This window comes from Coprobacillus sp., assembly GCF_984815275.1.
Genome location: NZ_CFJNYH010000017.1, coordinates 48,202 through 64,711, shown reverse-complemented (window position 1 = coordinate 64,711; position 16,510 = coordinate 48,202). Strand labels below are relative to the sequence as shown.

The window sequence follows — 16,510 nt, the reverse complement described above, 5'->3', positions numbered from 1 at the left end:
ATTGGAAAAGTAGACTGATAAAGAGGGTTCATATCTTTAACTAAGGGAAACTGGATTAGGCTGTCCTGATGTGTCTTTATTAAAAGATCTTTCAGAAATCTTTCAAATCAATATAGAGAAAATATTAGATGGAAAACTCACTTCTAATATAAGAAAAGGAGGAAATATGAAGAGAATAGAATTTTATGTCTGTCCACTGTGTGGAAATGTATTAACATCATCTAATTATGTAGATATATCTTGTTGTGGAAGACAATTAGATCCTTTAACAATAGTTGATCATCAAATACCATTTCAAATGAAAAACATTGATGGGGAGAGTTTATTGACATTTGATTGTCAAATGTCAAAAGAAGATTACATCAGTTTTGTTGCTTATGTAGAATATGACCGCTATTATTTTATCAAGTTATATCCAGAACAAGCTCCAGAAGTACGTTTGCCAGAATTAAGAAGAGGAAAATTATATTGTTATAGTATAAAGGAAGGGTTCATGCTTTTGAAATAAGTATGAATTCTTCTTTTTTCATATTTTGATAGAATATAGATTTAAAGTAAAAATCTTGTTACTATAGAATTATAAAGGAGTGAGGTAAGCAAATGAAAAAAGCGATTATTTTTGATATGGATGGATTAATGATTGATAGTGAGAGAGTGACTTATAATGAGTATGTTAAAAAATTAAAAATTTTAGGTTATGATGATTTTACAGAGAAAATATATAGGCAATGTTTAGGAAAAAATAAAGAAGGTATATGTCAGGTGTTTTTTAATCAGTATGGAGATGATTTTCCAATGATAGAAGTATGGAATGATGTACATGACTGGATTGATGAAAGTTTAAGAAAATATGTTCCAAAGAAAAAAGGCTTAGATAATTTATTAAAGTATCTAAAAGAAAATAATTATTTGACAATAGTTGCAACTTCAAGTGGTCGTACTCGGGTTAATGAAATTCTAAAAAATGCTCATATTATAGAATATTTTGATGATAGCATTTGTGGAGATGAAGTTTCAAAAGGAAAACCAAATCCAGAGATTTTCTTAACAGCTTGTCAAAAACTTGGTGTTAAACCCGAAGAAGCCTTAGTCTTGGAAGATAGCGAAGCAGGAATTCGAGCAGCTTATGATGGCGAAATTGATGTTATATGCATACCCGATATGAAATATCCTGAACCTGAATTTGCATGTCAAGTTACCAAAATAATGGACTCATTAGAAGATGTTATATATTATTTAGAAGATTTAAAACTTCATTGTGAAGATAAAAAAGGAGGTAAATAATGAGACCAAAGTTACATTTTACAGCTCCTCAGAATTGGATAAATGATCCTAATGGATTAATTTATTTTAGAGGAAAATATCATATTTTCTATCAGCACTTTCCATATACATGTGAATGGGGAACAATGCATTGGGGACATGCAACAAGTAATGACCTGATACATTTTGAACATTTACCAATTGCTTTATATCCTTCAAAATCATTTGATCGTAATGGCTGTTTCTCTGGATCCGCATTGATTCATCAAGATAAGTTATATCTATACTACACATCAATTCAATATGCTCAAGAGAATCCAGATTATATTCATGTACAATATAGTGATGATGACTTGATTGCTTCTCAATCATTAGTGATATCTGATGATGGATATAATTTTGATAATCATTATCAGAAACATCAAGTTATTGATGTTATAAAAGATGAAAAGTTGGGAGATGTCAGACATACAAGAGACCCTAAAGTATGGATTGGAAAGAATGGACATATTTACATGATATTAGGAAGTAAAATTCCTAGTGATAAAGGATATGATGGTGAAGTTCTTTTCTATGAAAGTGAAGATGGACTTCATTTTACATATAAAAATAGGTTTATTGATTCTCAAGTTGGAGACATGTGGGAATGTCCAGATTTATTTGAGTTAGATAATCAGTATTATATGATTTTCTCACCAGAGAATATTGACTTACCGCCACGTCCCAATAGTAATGCAGTGATTATGCCAGTTGACTTTGATGAAGAAACATGTACATTAACACGTCTTGGTCATTATATGTATTTAGATTATGGTTTAGATTTTTATGCACCTCAATCTTTCTTGGATAAAGACAATCAACGAACAATGCTTGCCTGGTTAAGAATGAGAAAACCAATAACAAATGAAAAATGGATAGGTATGTTTACAATGCCTAGGGTCTTAACAAGTTATCATCATCATATTTATCAAAGAGTTCACCCAAACATTCAAAATCAATTTACAAAAGTAACAGAGACTCTTGATTTTCAAGAACCATTTCTTATGAAAACGATACTCAAAGATAATGAAGTAATTAATCTAGGTGGTTTAAAATTATATATTCAAGATGATTGTTTATGCTGTGATCGTACAAATATTTCTATTCAGCAAAATAAAGTCTGTAATATGAATCAAACCCCACAGTTAAATCATCAGTGTCAATTAGATATCTATTATGACCACAATATTTTTGAAATCTTTATTAATGATGGATACTATGTTCTTAGTCAAATTGTCTATAAAATTTTAGAAGAACAAACACAGTACAATAAAGAAATAACAACAATATTACAAATAAGATAATTCAGGACTTTTTAAGTCCTTTTTATAATGCAACCAATAATTGCTTTTATTCAAACTAGAATATGTTGTCGCAACCACTATGATTTTTCTAAAATAGAAGTGTCAATAAATCAGGAGGTATTTTATGAAACAGCAATATATACAAGTTTTTAAAAATAAGAATTTTATGAAATTATTTATTGCAGATATCATTAGTCGTTTTGGGGATTCACTAGATGCGATTGTTATGACAATTATTGTTTATTCAATAACTCAAAGTGCTTCATGGTCAGCACTGATATTTGCAGTCAATAAATTACCAACTATTTTTATACAACCATTAGCAGGGGCTTATATTGAAAAGAAAAATAAAAAAATGATTATGGTTATAAGCGATTTGATAAGAGCTGGATTAGTAGGAATAATAGCCACTCAGCTTATGTTTGCAACATTAACGAGATGGGATTTGTTAATTATTACATTCCTTATTTCTATTGTTGAATCTTTTAGACAACCAACATCTATGCCTGTTATGGCACAGATTTTACAATCAGAAGAAATGGAAGTAGGACTCTCTTTAAGTCAAAGTAGTTCTAAAGTTGTAGAATTCATTGGTTTTGGAGTATCAGGTGTTTTCATAGCAACATTAGGAAATCATATTGTTGTGTATATAGATATGATGACATTTCTATTATCAGCACTTATTATTTTGACTATGAGTATAAAACCAATTTTTAAGGATGTTCAAGAAAAAACATATTTCTTTACAGAATTTAAGGCAGGTATTCGTATTATCTTTCAATATCCAAAAATTAAGATTTTTGTTTTTCTTGCTATATTCTTAAATGCAATTATTACTCCTTTGAGTTCTTTACAAGCCCCCCTTGTTGAAGAAGTTCTTCATTCAACAGCAATCATGCTATCTGTTATTTCTACTGCTTTAACTTTAGGTATGATTGTGGGTTCAGTTATCTATCCAATGGTTAAAGAGAAGATGAATATCAAAATGATTGTTATTTTATCAGCTTATTCGATTACAGTTGCTTATATTGGAAGTTGTTTTTCAGGTATACTTATTCAAAATATCTTTTTGCTCTATATTATGATTGCAACAGTATTCTTTGTGATGGGATTAGGAATCTCTATGATAAATATGTTTGCATTTGTAGAAATGTTAAAAGTTATTCCGCAAGATTATTTAGCAAGAGTCTCATCACTTGTCACGTCATTATGTGTGTGTATGGTTCCAGTTGTATCATTTATTTTAAGTGGATTAGCATATACATTAAGTACTTTTTCAATATTTGTGATTGTTGGTGTTATTAATATTGTTATATTTATTCTATTCTTTCAAAAGAAATTAAATATATTATAAAGTAAGTTATGAAATATTTATGTGAAAGAGATATAAATATAGTATAATGTTTTTATAAAGGGGGTATTGAGATGATTGAAGTGAATCACTTAACAAAAAGGTATGGAGATTTTAAAGCAGTCGATGATGTAAATTTGGTTGCCGAAAGTGGTAAGATAACAATTCTTTTAGGACCAAATGGTGCTGGGAAATCAACGACAATTAAAAGTATAGCTAATTTATTAAAGTTTGAAGGAGATATTCGTATTTGTAGCTATCCAAATGATACTATTGAAGCGAAACGTTGTTTTGGTTATGTTTCTGAGACACCAATTCTTTATGATAATTTAACTGTTGAAGAACATATTGATTTTATTGGTAGTGCATATCAAATTAACGATTATAAAGCAAAGGCTGAGAAATATTTGGAATTATTTAAACTTACTGAAAAAAGAAAGAAAATGGCTAAAGAATTAAGTAAGGGAATGACTCAAAAATTAAGTATGTTGTTAGCATTTATGATTGAACCAACAGCTTTGTTAGTAGATGAACCAATGGTTGGATTAGATCCTGCAAGTATTGAAGATACATTAAAAATATTAAGAGGTTTAGCTGATCAAGGATGTGCTGTTTTGATTAGTACACATATCATTGATATTGTTAGTGATATTTTTGATGAAGCGTATATTATGAATAAAGGGCATATTATTAAACATGTCAAAAAAGATGATCTTCAAGATGAATCATTGAAGGAATATTTCTTTGAATTAACGGATGGTGAATAATATGAAGACGTTATTTTATCTTTGGTATTTAAAAACTAAGGGAACAATTCGTAATTTGATGAAAAAGCCATCTAGTGCGATTTTTACAGTATTTGTTGTGTTGTTATATGGTTTCATATTTGTGAGTTTATTTATGTTTAAAGATAAGAATCCAATGATCATTACCACAGGACTACACACATCTATATTGATTTTAATTGCTTTTTTAGCACTCATGTTATTTTCTACACTCATGTCATCAAAGAAAGCGCTGTTTTATGGAGAAGATGCTTATTTCTTATTTAGTGGACCTTTTACTAGAAAACAAATTATGGCTTATTTAACTTTTCAAACCGTTATTCAAGCCATTATGCTTGGGTTCTTTGCTATGATTTTCTTTGCAGGAACAGGTGGTGCAGGAGGCTCTTTTGATGGAATATTTATTCTATTAATGTTTGTTGGAACAATTCTTACAATTATGACTTTCTTAATACTGACAGATTATATTTATATTTTATCTATTGGCGATAGAAAATATAAAGTATTATCAAAATTAATTCCAGCTATATTTATTATAAGTATATTCATTATTTTAGGATTAACATATATACAAACAGGTCAATTAAAATCAATTATGGTTGATTTTATTCAATCACCACTATTTTATTATGTTCCTATCTTTGGTTGGTTAAAATTAACTCTTGTTTCATATGTTGCTAAAGATATGATTATGTGTCTATTAGGAATAGGTTTGTTATTGTTAGGACTTATTATTGTTTATATTGTTTTTATTAATTATAAAGGTGATTTTTATGAACAGGCGTTAGCTGATTCATTAGATTTATCTAAACGTATGAAATCATTTAAAGCAGGCAATCAAGATGCTATGCGAAATACAAAAGTCAAAACAAATGTTAGTGGTAAGTTTAAACAAGGAGCTTATGCTATCCTATCTAAAAATATTCTGTTAATGAAAAAAACAAATCGTTTATTAACAATTTCTGATATTATGTCAATGGGGTTATATATTGTTATTACTATTTTTAGTGACTTAGGTTATGGCTTCTTTATATATATGCTTGTTATTTATATATTTTCATCACTTCAGCAAAGTGAACTCTATAATGAATTACAAAATTATCATATTTATTTAATTCCTGATAAACCTTTTAAGAAGTTGATAGCTGTCATGATTCCAACATTTATAAAAGTATCATTAATGACAATTATATCTATAATTATTGTTGGGATATACTATCAAGCTGGATTTTCAATGATTATGATGTACATTATTAATATGTTAGGATACATTTGTGTATTTATGTCTTCAAGTGTTCTTTCTATACGTTTCTTAAAAAGTCGTTCTTCTAAAATATTTGAAAACATAATGAGAATGTTGTTAATGATAGTTTGTTCTATACCATCTATTGCGATGACTGTTTACATAGTTATGACTGGAAATGTGAACACAACAACACTCATGATTATGTCATATTCTTCACTGATCATGAACTTTGTTATTTCAGTTATTATTATTTATTTTTGTCAAGACATGATGAATGGTAGAGAATTAAAGAGTGAGTAGGAATTTTGAAGTGCACCCCATAATTTGGGCACAAGTGATATGTACCCTCTTTACTGGCCAAACCAGTAAGGAGGGTTTTTACATGAAATATGATTATGTATTTAAGTTGAATTGTGTTGAGCTATTTAGAAATATATATTTATGTCATTGATAATTATATTGTTTAAGTATAAATAAAAAGAAACTATCAGAAGATAGTTTCAAATATATTTTCATATAATTTCTTAAGCGAATTTCCTCATAATTGTTTCTTGTTAAAAATACTCATACTTAAGAATATATTAATAATAATGATAATGACTGTAAGACCTATTGATGGAATAAAGTCTGTTAATGATACAGATTTTGTCAATAAAGCTAAATTCTGATTTGTCAAATAAATAGGACTATATTGGGCAAGTGTCTCAAATATAGAAATAATCATACTTGTCACATAAGCTAGTCCAGCTAAGAGAAGTCCCCCTGCCATATTTTTGGTAAGAATACTACCTAAAATAATAAAGCTAATCATTAACAATCCAAATAACCAAACAAAACTAACAGAAGCAAATAAGCAATATACAGAAGTATCAGTCCAGAACAATAGATTATACAGAAATGTTATAGCAAAACTTAAATAATAACAAAATGTCCAAACTAAACTTATAGTTATAAATTTTGATAAGACAACTGTATGTCTAGGTAATCCTTTAGATAACATGTTGATAAGTGTACCTTTATGAAGTTCATTGGCCACAATTCCACCAAATACAATTAAGAAAATAATTAATCCCATTTGCGGAACATTCTTGAAGAATTGAGTCCATGAATCAAGTACTGTAGGTGTAGGTATATTCATTACTCCTTCTGGCATTACTAATGATACGATTTCTGGCAGATATTTTGCAGAAATAGGATTTAAAAAGCCTAATATAAGAAAAATCATAATGCTGATAAAGAGTTTATAAGTTCTTAAATATTCAATAAATTCTTTTTTAGAAAATGCTATAAAAGATTTCATTTGACAACCTCCATAAAAAGATTTTCAAGAGTTGGTTCCTCAACAATTACTTTTTCTGCTTTGATATGATTTTGATATAAATAATGGAAAACTCTCATTTCTGTAGTATATATATCCTTTGAATGTATTGTAAGGCGATGATGTTCTTCTGGAATGATTTGAAGATCAGAAAAAGTATTCATAAAATCATCAATATGAAGATGGTCATAGAACTGAATAGATAAAGCATTTACTGAATGCTTAGCTTTTACATCTTCTAAAGATCCTTGAAAAACAATTTGACCTTCATTCAATATAGCAATCTCATCACAAACTCTTTCTACATCTGAAAGAATATGAGTTGAAAATATAATCGTTGTTTTATCTTTAACTTTTTGAAGAATATCCAATATATCTTTTCTACCAATTGGATCTAATGCTGAAGTTGGTTCATCACAAATAAGCAATTTAGGATTATTTAATAAAGCTTGAGCAATTCCTAATCTCTGTTTCATTCCTCTTGAGAAACCAGAAATTCGTTTTTTAGCATGTGCAGATAATCCTACTAATTCAATTAATTCTTGACTCTTAGTTAGAATATCATGTTTTGCCATATGAGTGACTTGTCCACATAGTTCTAGATATTCTAAAGGTGTCATAAAGCTATAGAACTCTGGAACATCTGGTAGATAACCAATATATTGATTGGTTTGATTGTTTCCATAGTTTATCTGTTCATTGCAGACAGTAATATTACCACCATCTATCTTCAATAAACCAAGAATGGCTTTCATTGTTGTTGTTTTTCCTGCACCATTTTGTCCAATAAAACCAAAAATAGTATGTTCTTTTACAGAAAAATGAACATCTTTTAAAACAGTTTGTTGTCCAAAACTTTTCTTTAAATGATTAATCTCAAGAATAGCCATTAGTCTTCACCTCTACCAAATATGAAATAAATAACTGGTCCAATAAATTGAATAAATAAAACAACTAAACTCCAAATGATTTTATTTCCAAATTTATAATGAGGATGACGCAATACATGTATAAATGAGAAAATAGCTAATGTTAACTCTATTACAATAACAGGTAATAGTACTGGTAAATATTTTATAATTGTATCCATATTAGTTCTCCTTTAATTTTTTTAATTGATGAAGACAAACTTGAAAACGTTTTTCATCTTTTAATGCTGTAAACATTGGTGAATTTAAAACATCAACAACAGACTCTTTAATTAATTGTGCTCCTCTGGGTGCATTTATTCCTAACATAAGATCATTTAACCAGGGAGTTATATCTGTAAAGAATTCATCACCATGTAAACTTAAAAAGTCGAGATCTGTTTTTAAAAGTAATGATGTATATTTTTCAATCATAAGTAAAGCTTGCTCATTGTTTTGACAGGTTGTATAAAAATGTGCGGCATTCAAATATACAATAGCTGTAATATTAAAGTGCAATTCTTCAATATGAAAAATATCAATGAGTTGAAAAATTCTATCTAATATTTTTTCACAATAGTCTTGTCGAGAAATATTTACATTTAATAATGATATAGAATTTTGAATAGTCATTAAAAGATGTTGATAGACATTTGATTGATAGATTTCATTTGCTTTCTCCAAATTCCCTAGCATTTGAAAAGCAGCTCCAATCATCTCACAATCTTGAGAGATAGGTCTTGCAGTTTCACCAAGAATATCTAATATTTCGTGTGGTTTTTGAATAACAGTGTATATTGTCAATTCTAATGAAACGGCATCTTTTACAAGTGTTGGCAAGTTACATTCAGTTTCAATACGTTTACAAAGTTGTAAACATTCCTCTATAATCTCATCTTTATTCTTAAAAAGAATATAATGATTAAGATAAAGAACGGCCATATAGTATAAGAGTTCAAAACATGAATAGTATTGCTTAATCAATTGTTGACACCGCTGGTATGTTTTGATTGGGTCTTTGGCCATATCTAGAGCAAGTTCGTTATAAAGTGACTTTATTCGCTCTTTTGAGAGTTGGGGAGAATATCCCATGAGTTCATCAACAGATATATTAAATAAAGCTGCCAATTGTGGCAATAGAATAATATCTGGAAATGTAAAATTATTCTCCCATTTAGAGACAGATGATTTTGAAACACCTATATATTCAGCTAATTGATCTTGTGTTAACCCGTTTTTTCTTCTGTAATAGACAATATTTTTACCTAAATTTAATTCATTCATTTTATCACTTCACTTTCTATACTCACATTATATGTTTTTAAAAATAAAATACAATGGATTTACTAGCAACACATTGAAGAAAAGTTTCCATTTAAGAAACTTTTTCAAATATAAAAAATTAAATTAAAGTGTAAATAAGTTTGACTTATAGAATGAGGCATGTTATGATGAGCAAGTAATAAAAGGCTACAAATTATAATTCACAATGGGGATTGTTATTGAGCACTTGATGTACAAATTCCTTCTGTGAATTTTTTATATCAATGCTTCCTTTTGTTAACACAAAAAAGGAGGTATTCAAATGAATACAGGTAAAGTAAAATGGTTTAATTCTGAAAAAGGTTTTGGTTTCATTACAGTTGATGGTGGTAAGGACATTTTTGTTCATTACACTTCAATTGCTGGACATGGATATAAATCTTTAGAAGAAGGACAAAATGTTAGTTTTGATGTCACTCAAGGTGATAGAGGAGATCAAGCATCTAACGTAACAGTATTATAATTCCAAAAACCCCAAGATATGTTCTTGGGGTTTTTTTGAAAACAATATCACGTCTTGTTTTATCGACATGGTTTTTAGTATGAGTGTAACGAGTTAAAATCACTTTATTAGATATAGTTTCCAAATGTGCAACCATATTGTGCCACATTTAAGGCATCATTTGAATATATGAAAAGTCATTAAGTTTCAAAGTGAGTACACTTGAAAGAAGATATCTGTAATTTTCTTATGCTATTATATTCTTATTATAATAAAAAGACTGTTGTTTAAATACTATGTCAACAGTCAGAGCCATACTTATAAAAAGCATGGCTTTTTATAAGTTATAATTTTTGTTGTATTCCCAAAGGAATATCTTTTTTAGGAAGTTCTCTTTTGATTTGTTCACTTTTATCAATCATTGACTCTTCCTTTTTCTTTTCTTTACTATCTTTCATTTTATCACCATCCTTACTTTATCTTAACCAAAATAAGGATATATTAAACAATATAGAGTCATCATTCATTTTCATTCAATGTATATGAAGTGGAATGCCTTGATATTTCTAATTGTTTTGTTATAGATATTTTAGTATCTAGGTTTTTTTGATAATTATGTAAAAATACGCAAGAATAAAGAGTATTGAGAATAAGTTCAATAGAATACTCAGTTGTAAAATTAGCAATTTTAGAATGTAATTTCTCACGCGTTGAAATAGTTAATACACATTGTGCATATTTTTTAAGGGAGTTATCACCTAAACTCGTTATAACGATGATTGGAATATGTCTTTCCTTTAACTGTTTAGCAATTCTTAAAAGGCTATTTGTTTCACCTGAATAAGATATAATAATAGCACAATCATGAGGAGATGATGAAAAAATAGTATACATTTGATTACCAAAAGTATTTTCTAGACTGACTTTCTTTTGTATACGTAACATTTTAAATTTAAAATTTTGAGCTATACAAAGATTATTTTCAATTGCAAACATATGAATATATTCAGCTTTTATTATAAGTTGTGTTGCTTTTTGTAAGGAGTCATGATGAATAAGATTGAGTGTGTCTTTTGAAGATTCATTCATTAAAGCACTCATAATTCCAGCAACCTCCATAATATTATTGTTCTCTGTAAAAGGAATATTAGAATCTATATCTATAAAATGAGCTTGGATATACTCTAATTCCTTAATATAATCTTCTTTTAATTCGTTGAATCCTTGATAACCGAGTTTCTTGGAAAAACGTACAATTGTTGCACTGGATGTAAATGTTTCTTTAGCGATATTACGTGTAGAAAGATCTCTAAGTTCATATTTATGAGCAATAATATAATCTCCGATATCCTTTTCACTAGAGGTGAGTTGAGCCTCATTTAATCTTTGTTCAAATAACATATATGTCCCTCCTTATATTTATTATATATGAAACACTGCTTCATATAAATGGGTAATTTATGAACCAATTATAAAGCGTTGTAACAACTTTGTGATAAAAGAATGCGATATATTGGGATTTGTAATATATTGTTGTTATTGAAAGGAGGTTATTTATGAAAAATAAATATATGTTAAAAATTTCATTATTATCTGTTTCGTTATTAATGGGAACAGCAGCAGCTATTAATGGTAATATACCTGCATTAGCAGATGCATTTATTAATATTCCATTATCATTAGTAGAGATGATTTCTACTTTGCCATCTCTTTTCTTAATGATTTCTGTGTTGATAAGTACAACAATTGCTAAAAAGATTGGATATAAAAGAACAATAGCTATAGGGATAGCCCTTGTTGCTGTAGCAGGATTTATTCCTGTTGTTGTTAATAACTTTTACATTATATTAGTATCTAGAGCAATTTTTGGTTTTGGTATCGGACTTTTTAATTCTTTAGTGGTTGCATTAGTAAACTATTTTTATGATAATGAACAAAGATCTAAGATGTTTGGTTTCCAAAGTGCTTTTGAAGGTATGGGAGGACTAGCTGTCACATTTATTTCTGGGCAATTACTAAATATAAGTTGGAATGCTTCGTTTCTTGCCTATATGATTGCTTTTCCAATCTTAGTCTTATTTATAACTTTTGTTCCAAAAGTATCAACAGATAAAATCACTGAAAAAAATAAATCTCAGATATTTCAAGAAAGACAAAATACAAAGGAAGATTTTCCTTTAATGGTTTTGGGGTATGTTGGAGCTATATTCTTCATTGCTATTTTCTTTATGTTAAGTGGAATAAAAGTAGCAGGAGTTATGCAGGCAGTTGGTTATGGAGAAACAAGTTCAGGCTCGTTTGTCATTATGATGATTGGTATAGGTGGAATGATAGGTGGGTTTCTATTTTCAAAGGTTTTACGATTCTGTAAAGAATATACAATAACACTAGGGTTAAGTTTACTTACAATAGCGATGTATATCATTGCTATTGCAACAAGTATTTTACCAACTTTATTTGCTGGAATACTCATTGGTATTGCTTTTCGATTTATTTTACCTTACTTTATTGATAAAATTAATAATAGTCAACTTAGTAATCCAGGTTTAGCAACATCTTTATTATTAGTAGGATATAACCTTGGTATAGCGATATCACCATATGGAGCCATATTCTTAGAAACAATTTGTATCTTTAGAGGTCCGAGTGCAATTTTTTATATGAATGCAATTGTTTTTTTAATTATGACTTGCATAAGTTTTTTTGTTATGTTAGTTTTTCATTCTCAAAAATGTGCATGAATACAAAGAAAAATAGACAGGTGTCATGAATAGACATATTAATAAAGAATTATGATTTCCTCTTTATAAGAGGAAATTTTTTGCTTGAAAATGGAAATTTTTGTGTAAGAAAGTATTGTATAATAGATTTGGTTATATTGAGAAAGGATATATAGGTTTTATGGAAAAGAAACGAATTATTAAATTATTAAAAATTTTAAGTCAAAGTCAATGTCCTATAAGTGGACCAGAACTTTGTACGAAGTTAGATATTACTGTAAGGACACTGAGGAATGATATTAAAGAATGCAAAAATGAATTTCTACAACATGGAATACAAATTATTTCTAAACATGCAGTTGGATATACATTACAAGTTATAAATGAAGAAAGTTATTATCATTATTTAGAAGATATGATGAAAGAAGAATCAGAGAATCAGATGCTTATACCTATTTATCCAGAAGAGCGAGTGAATTATTTAATTCGTATGTTTTTAACACAAAATGATTACATTAGGATAGAAGATATATGTGATATGATTTTTGTAAGCCGTTCTACATTAAGTAATGATTTAAAAGAAGTAAGAGAAAAATTAAATTATTTTCATTTAGAATTAGAGACCAAGCCAGCCTATGGCTTGAAAATTACAGGAAGCGAATTTCATAAACGTTCTTGTATATCACAATACTTTTATCATACCAATGGTAATGATGATATGTTTTTATCACAAACGAAATCTAGTCAGCAGCAAGAAGAAATATCAAAAATATTATATGAAACAATGGTTAATCAGAAATTTAAATTGACAGATATTGGATTTCACAACCTAGTTATTCATATCATGATAGCATTATTAAGACTGAAAGAAAAAGAACAACTCACTCACTATAAATATGATGAATCTATTAAGAATACTAAAGAATATGAAATTGCTATTCAATTATGTAGAGAAATTGAACACAGTTTTCATGTAATATTTCCTGATATAGAAATTTATTATATTGCTTTACATCTTTCAGGTAAAAAAGCAGTTCAATATAGTTCTAACTCTCTTTTTATGAATCATGAATATGAAATACTTATGACACAAATTATAAAAGAAATAAAAGATAAATATAATATTGATTTTACTGCTGATATGGATTTACAAACATCTTTATCATTGCATCTCCAACCAATGATGAATAGACTAAAATATGGTATGTATATTCAAAATCCATTATTAGAACAAATTAAAACAGAAAATCCACTAGCATTTGAAATTAGTGTACTCACAGCTAATATTATTGCAAAAAATTATCAGGTAGATGTCAGTGAGAATGAAATTGGTTATATTGCTCTACATTTTGCATTAGCTATTGAAAGATATCAAAAACAAGGCCCTAAGAAAAATATTATTATTATATGTGCAAGTGGGATGGGGAGTTCACAGATTCTTTTATATAAGATTAAACAAAAATTCAAGGAAAACATAAATAGTATCTATGTAACAGAACTATATGAACTCCCTAATATAGATCAAAGTTTATATGATTTTATATTAAGTACAGTCCCTATTCCTTTTCCAACACAAATTCCTGCAATACATGTACAATATTTTTTAGATAACCAAGATATGATCTCTTTAAGTGAGTTCTTTAAAAATCAAAATGAAATGTCATTTGTTGATCAGTATTTTCATGATAATCTTTTCTTTAATGATTTGAAAGGAAAAACAAAAGAAGAATTAATTCATGAAATGTGTACATATATTAAGCAAGTTAAAGATATTCCAAATGGATTTGAAGAAGAAATTTTCAAAAGAGAAAACTATTCTGTAACTGAATTTGGGAATATGATTGCCATGCCACATCCAATGGAACCAATGACCAATGAAACATTTATAACTGTAGGTATTTTAAAAAAACCAATAAAATGGAAACATCAACAAGTGAAGTATATCTTTTTATTAAGTATTCAAAAGAATTCAAAAGATGCATTAGGGTTACTCCATGAAACACTCTCTTCTCTTGTTTATGATAAAAAAGCTATGCAGGAGTTAGAGAAAGATTCGTCATTAACAAATCTTAAAAAGATTCTTAAGAGAATTGCAGAAGAGCAAAAGGAAAATGATATAGATACATTATTTGGTTAATAATTTCCTCTTTTATAAGGGAAATGAGTTCGATTTAAGTATTTTCTAATTTAATTATAATGAAAGTAGGTAGGCGAAAGCAATGAAAAGAATTCTATTATGTTGTGCTGCTGGGATGTCATCAAGCATTCTAGTCAAAAAGATGAGGCTGGCTGCAAAAGAACATGAAATAGATGTTGTAATAGCAGCAGTCAGTGGAAATCAAGTACCACTCTATGTAAGTAAAGTAGACGTCATATTAGTAGCACCAGCATTGGTTTATGAATTTGAAAGAATTAAAAAAATTGCTGCACCCTATAAAGTTCGTGTCTTTTTAATCGGCCGTGAAGACTACGGACAAATGAATGGAGAGATTATTCTTCTAAAACTTTTAAACAAAATCGAACAAATGAAACAGGAGGAAATCAAAATGGGTTCATTTACAAGTATCATTGAATCAAAGTTAATGCCAATAGCAGTCAAACTTGGATCAAATAGATTTTTAACAATCATTCGTAACTCAATGGTTGCATCAATGGCATTATTAATTATTGGAAGTATTGCAACGTTATTGGCTAATATTCCTTATGAACCAGTTGCTCATTTCTTAGCACCAGCCAACAACTTCTTTAATACAATTTCAAGTTGTACAACAGGAGTTATGGGTTTGTTTACAGCGGCATCAATGGGGTTCTATGCATCTGATGAATTAGGTACAAAACCATTCCAAACTGCTGTGACTACAGTTTCTGCATTCTTAATTACTCAGTATGATGCTGAAACAGGATTAAATGTAGCAGGGTTTGGTTCATCTGGATTATTTACTGCACTTGTTGTAGGTTTTACAGTCGTTTATACCTTGCATTTCTTTGAGGAAAAGAATATTGCGATTAAGATGCCTGAAGGTGTTCCACCAGCGGTCTCAGACTCATTCTCTGCATTATTACCTGCAACGGCAATCTTAAGTGTATGGACATTTATTTCAGTTGTCTTAGGATTTGATGTTAATGCACAGGTTCAGACATTAATGTCACCAGTTTCATCATTAATTGCTTCTCCATGGGGATATGGAATTTATCATATGTTATGTGGATTAGTATTCTTTTGTGGTATCAATAGTGCAGTTGTGTGTAATGTTGCTTATCCATTCATTGTTGCTAATGGTGCTGCAAATGAAGCTGCCGTATTAGCTGGAAATGCCCCAATCTTTGCAACAACTTATGGTACTGATACAATGATTTGGGCAGGAGGAACTGGTGCCACTATTGGTTTGGTTTTATTAATGACATTTATTGCGAAGAGTAAGTATTTTAAAACTTTAGGAAGAATGTCTGTTGGTCCTGGTATTTTCAATATTAATGAACCAGTTATTTTTGGTGCACCAATTGCATTTAACCCAATATTCTTTATTCCATTTGTATTCCTACCAGGTTTATTAGCAACGTCTACAGTATTATTGATGGAAGCTGGAATTATTGCAATGCCTACAATTGGTATGGTTCCTTGGACTTTACCACCAGGTTTAATTGGTTTCTTTATGACAGGTGGGGCTATCTCAACAACAGTTTGGTCAATATTAATTGTTGTTATTACAATTGTCGTTTACTATCCATTCTTTAGAGTGGCTGATAAACAACAATATGAAAAGGAATTACAAGAGTCAAAAGAATTAGATAATCAAACGATTTAATATAA

General features: G+C 28.8%; 15 protein-coding genes. 10 read left to right on the top strand and 5 right to left on the bottom strand.

Annotated elements, in window-relative coordinates; genetic code table 11:
- The first annotated feature begins 166 nt into the window (after positions 1-166).
- From AC5M21_RS07735 to AC5M21_RS07710, 6 genes are all read left to right on the top strand, one after another.
- Entirely contained in the window at positions 167-508 is a 342-nt protein-coding gene (locus AC5M21_RS07735; protein ID WP_282767797.1) for a hypothetical protein, read from the top strand.
- 92 nt (positions 509-600) lie between these two features.
- The gene (locus AC5M21_RS07730) at positions 601-1,284 is read left to right on the top strand and encodes an HAD family hydrolase (RefSeq protein ID WP_008789127.1); all 684 of its coding nucleotides are present in this window, start codon (positions 601-603) and stop codon (positions 1,282-1,284) included.
- Complete coding sequence (locus AC5M21_RS07725; RefSeq protein WP_008789128.1) at positions 1,284-2,606, top strand: glycoside hydrolase family 32 protein; 1,323 nt, start codon at positions 1,284-1,286, stop codon at positions 2,604-2,606. Before AC5M21_RS07730 ends, AC5M21_RS07725 begins: the two co-directional genes overlap by 1 nt.
- Positions 2,607-2,730: 124 nt before the next feature.
- Positions 2,731-3,960, top strand: coding sequence for an MFS transporter (locus AC5M21_RS07720; RefSeq protein ID WP_117769097.1), 1,230 nt, complete (start codon positions 2,731-2,733; stop codon positions 3,958-3,960).
- 71 nt (positions 3,961-4,031) lie between these two features.
- On the top strand, positions 4,032-4,724 hold the full coding sequence (locus AC5M21_RS07715; RefSeq protein ID WP_008789130.1) for an ABC transporter ATP-binding protein: 693 nt from the start codon (positions 4,032-4,034) through the stop codon (positions 4,722-4,724).
- A gap of 1 nt (position 4,725) precedes the next feature.
- Positions 4,726-6,288: a putative ABC exporter domain-containing protein gene (locus AC5M21_RS07710; protein WP_008789131.1), complete on the top strand. Its 1,563-nt coding sequence runs from the start codon at positions 4,726-4,728 to the stop codon at positions 6,286-6,288.
- 238 nt (positions 6,289-6,526) lie between these two features.
- On the opposite strand, the gene AC5M21_RS07705 is transcribed toward AC5M21_RS07710, so the two are convergent.
- From AC5M21_RS07705 to AC5M21_RS07690, 4 genes are read right to left on the bottom strand one after another with little or no spacing between them, the layout of a single operon-like run.
- Positions 6,527-7,288 carry an ABC transporter permease gene (locus tag AC5M21_RS07705; RefSeq protein WP_302280677.1) on the bottom strand — a complete coding sequence of 254 codons (762 nt, stop codon included), beginning with the start codon at positions 7,286-7,288 and terminating at the stop codon, positions 6,527-6,529.
- The gene (locus AC5M21_RS07700) at positions 7,285-8,196 is read right to left on the bottom strand and encodes an ABC transporter ATP-binding protein (protein ID WP_054325458.1); all 912 of its coding nucleotides are present in this window, start codon (positions 8,194-8,196) and stop codon (positions 7,285-7,287) included. The genes AC5M21_RS07705 and AC5M21_RS07700 overlap by 4 nt, the downstream gene beginning before the upstream one ends.
- A complete protein-coding gene (locus tag AC5M21_RS07695) occupies positions 8,196-8,396 on the bottom strand; it encodes a PLDc N-terminal domain-containing protein (protein WP_008789134.1) in 201 nt (66 codons plus the stop codon). Before AC5M21_RS07695 ends, AC5M21_RS07700 begins: the two co-directional genes overlap by 1 nt.
- Position 8,397: 1 nt before the next feature.
- Positions 8,398-9,498: a helix-turn-helix domain-containing protein gene (locus AC5M21_RS07690; protein WP_008789135.1), complete on the bottom strand. Its 1,101-nt coding sequence runs from the start codon at positions 9,496-9,498 to the stop codon at positions 8,398-8,400.
- Positions 9,499-9,799: 301 nt separating this feature from the next.
- Here AC5M21_RS07690 and AC5M21_RS07685 point away from each other — a divergent pair, with 301 nt between their 5' ends.
- Complete coding sequence (locus AC5M21_RS07685) at positions 9,800-10,000, top strand: cold-shock protein (protein ID WP_008789137.1); 201 nt, start codon at positions 9,800-9,802, stop codon at positions 9,998-10,000.
- Positions 10,001-10,498: 498 nt separating this feature from the next.
- Here AC5M21_RS07685 and AC5M21_RS07680 read toward each other — a convergent pair whose 3' ends face one another.
- Positions 10,499-11,380: a MurR/RpiR family transcriptional regulator gene (locus AC5M21_RS07680; protein ID WP_054689402.1), complete on the bottom strand. Its 882-nt coding sequence runs from the start codon at positions 11,378-11,380 to the stop codon at positions 10,499-10,501.
- 155 nt (positions 11,381-11,535) lie between these two features.
- Between AC5M21_RS07680 and AC5M21_RS07675 the strand changes: the two genes are divergently transcribed.
- From AC5M21_RS07675 to AC5M21_RS07665, 3 genes are all read left to right on the top strand, one after another.
- The gene (locus tag AC5M21_RS07675; RefSeq protein ID WP_117598879.1) at positions 11,536-12,720 is read left to right on the top strand and encodes an MFS transporter; all 1,185 of its coding nucleotides are present in this window, start codon (positions 11,536-11,538) and stop codon (positions 12,718-12,720) included.
- A 160-nt stretch (positions 12,721-12,880) separates the two neighbouring features.
- On the top strand, positions 12,881-14,836 hold the full coding sequence (locus AC5M21_RS07670; RefSeq protein WP_008789140.1) for a BglG family transcription antiterminator: 1,956 nt from the start codon (positions 12,881-12,883) through the stop codon (positions 14,834-14,836).
- Positions 14,837-14,918: 82 nt separating this feature from the next.
- Entirely contained in the window at positions 14,919-16,505 is a 1,587-nt protein-coding gene (locus tag AC5M21_RS07665) for a PTS transporter subunit EIIC (protein WP_008789141.1), read from the top strand.
- Positions 16,506-16,510 lie beyond the last annotated feature (5 nt).

Coding starts and splice junctions, on each gene's coding strand:
- AC5M21_RS07680 (WP_054689402.1), bottom strand. CDS start 11,380: ATGTTATTTGAACAAAGATTAAATGAGGCTCAACTCACCTCTAGTGAA.
- AC5M21_RS07675 (WP_117598879.1), top strand. CDS start 11,536: ATGAAAAATAAATATATGTTAAAAATTTCATTATTATCTGTTTCGTTA.
- AC5M21_RS07665 (WP_008789141.1), top strand. CDS start 14,919: ATGAAAAGAATTCTATTATGTTGTGCTGCTGGGATGTCATCAAGCATT.
- AC5M21_RS07710 (WP_008789131.1), top strand. CDS start 4,726: ATGAAGACGTTATTTTATCTTTGGTATTTAAAAACTAAGGGAACAATT.
- AC5M21_RS07715 (WP_008789130.1), top strand. CDS start 4,032: ATGATTGAAGTGAATCACTTAACAAAAAGGTATGGAGATTTTAAAGCA.
- AC5M21_RS07735 (WP_282767797.1), top strand. CDS start 167: ATGAAGAGAATAGAATTTTATGTCTGTCCACTGTGTGGAAATGTATTA.
- AC5M21_RS07705 (WP_302280677.1), bottom strand. CDS start 7,288: ATGAAATCTTTTATAGCATTTTCTAAAAAAGAATTTATTGAATATTTA.
- AC5M21_RS07685 (WP_008789137.1), top strand. CDS start 9,800: ATGAATACAGGTAAAGTAAAATGGTTTAATTCTGAAAAAGGTTTTGGT.
- AC5M21_RS07730 (WP_008789127.1), top strand. CDS start 601: ATGAAAAAAGCGATTATTTTTGATATGGATGGATTAATGATTGATAGT.
- AC5M21_RS07670 (WP_008789140.1), top strand. CDS start 12,881: ATGGAAAAGAAACGAATTATTAAATTATTAAAAATTTTAAGTCAAAGT.
- AC5M21_RS07690 (WP_008789135.1), bottom strand. CDS start 9,498: ATGAATGAATTAAATTTAGGTAAAAATATTGTCTATTACAGAAGAAAA.
- AC5M21_RS07725 (WP_008789128.1), top strand. CDS start 1,284: ATGAGACCAAAGTTACATTTTACAGCTCCTCAGAATTGGATAAATGAT.
- AC5M21_RS07700 (WP_054325458.1), bottom strand. CDS start 8,196: ATGGCTATTCTTGAGATTAATCATTTAAAGAAAAGTTTTGGACAACAA.
- AC5M21_RS07720 (WP_117769097.1), top strand. CDS start 2,731: ATGAAACAGCAATATATACAAGTTTTTAAAAATAAGAATTTTATGAAA.
- AC5M21_RS07695 (WP_008789134.1), bottom strand. CDS start 8,396: ATGGATACAATTATAAAATATTTACCAGTACTATTACCTGTTATTGTA.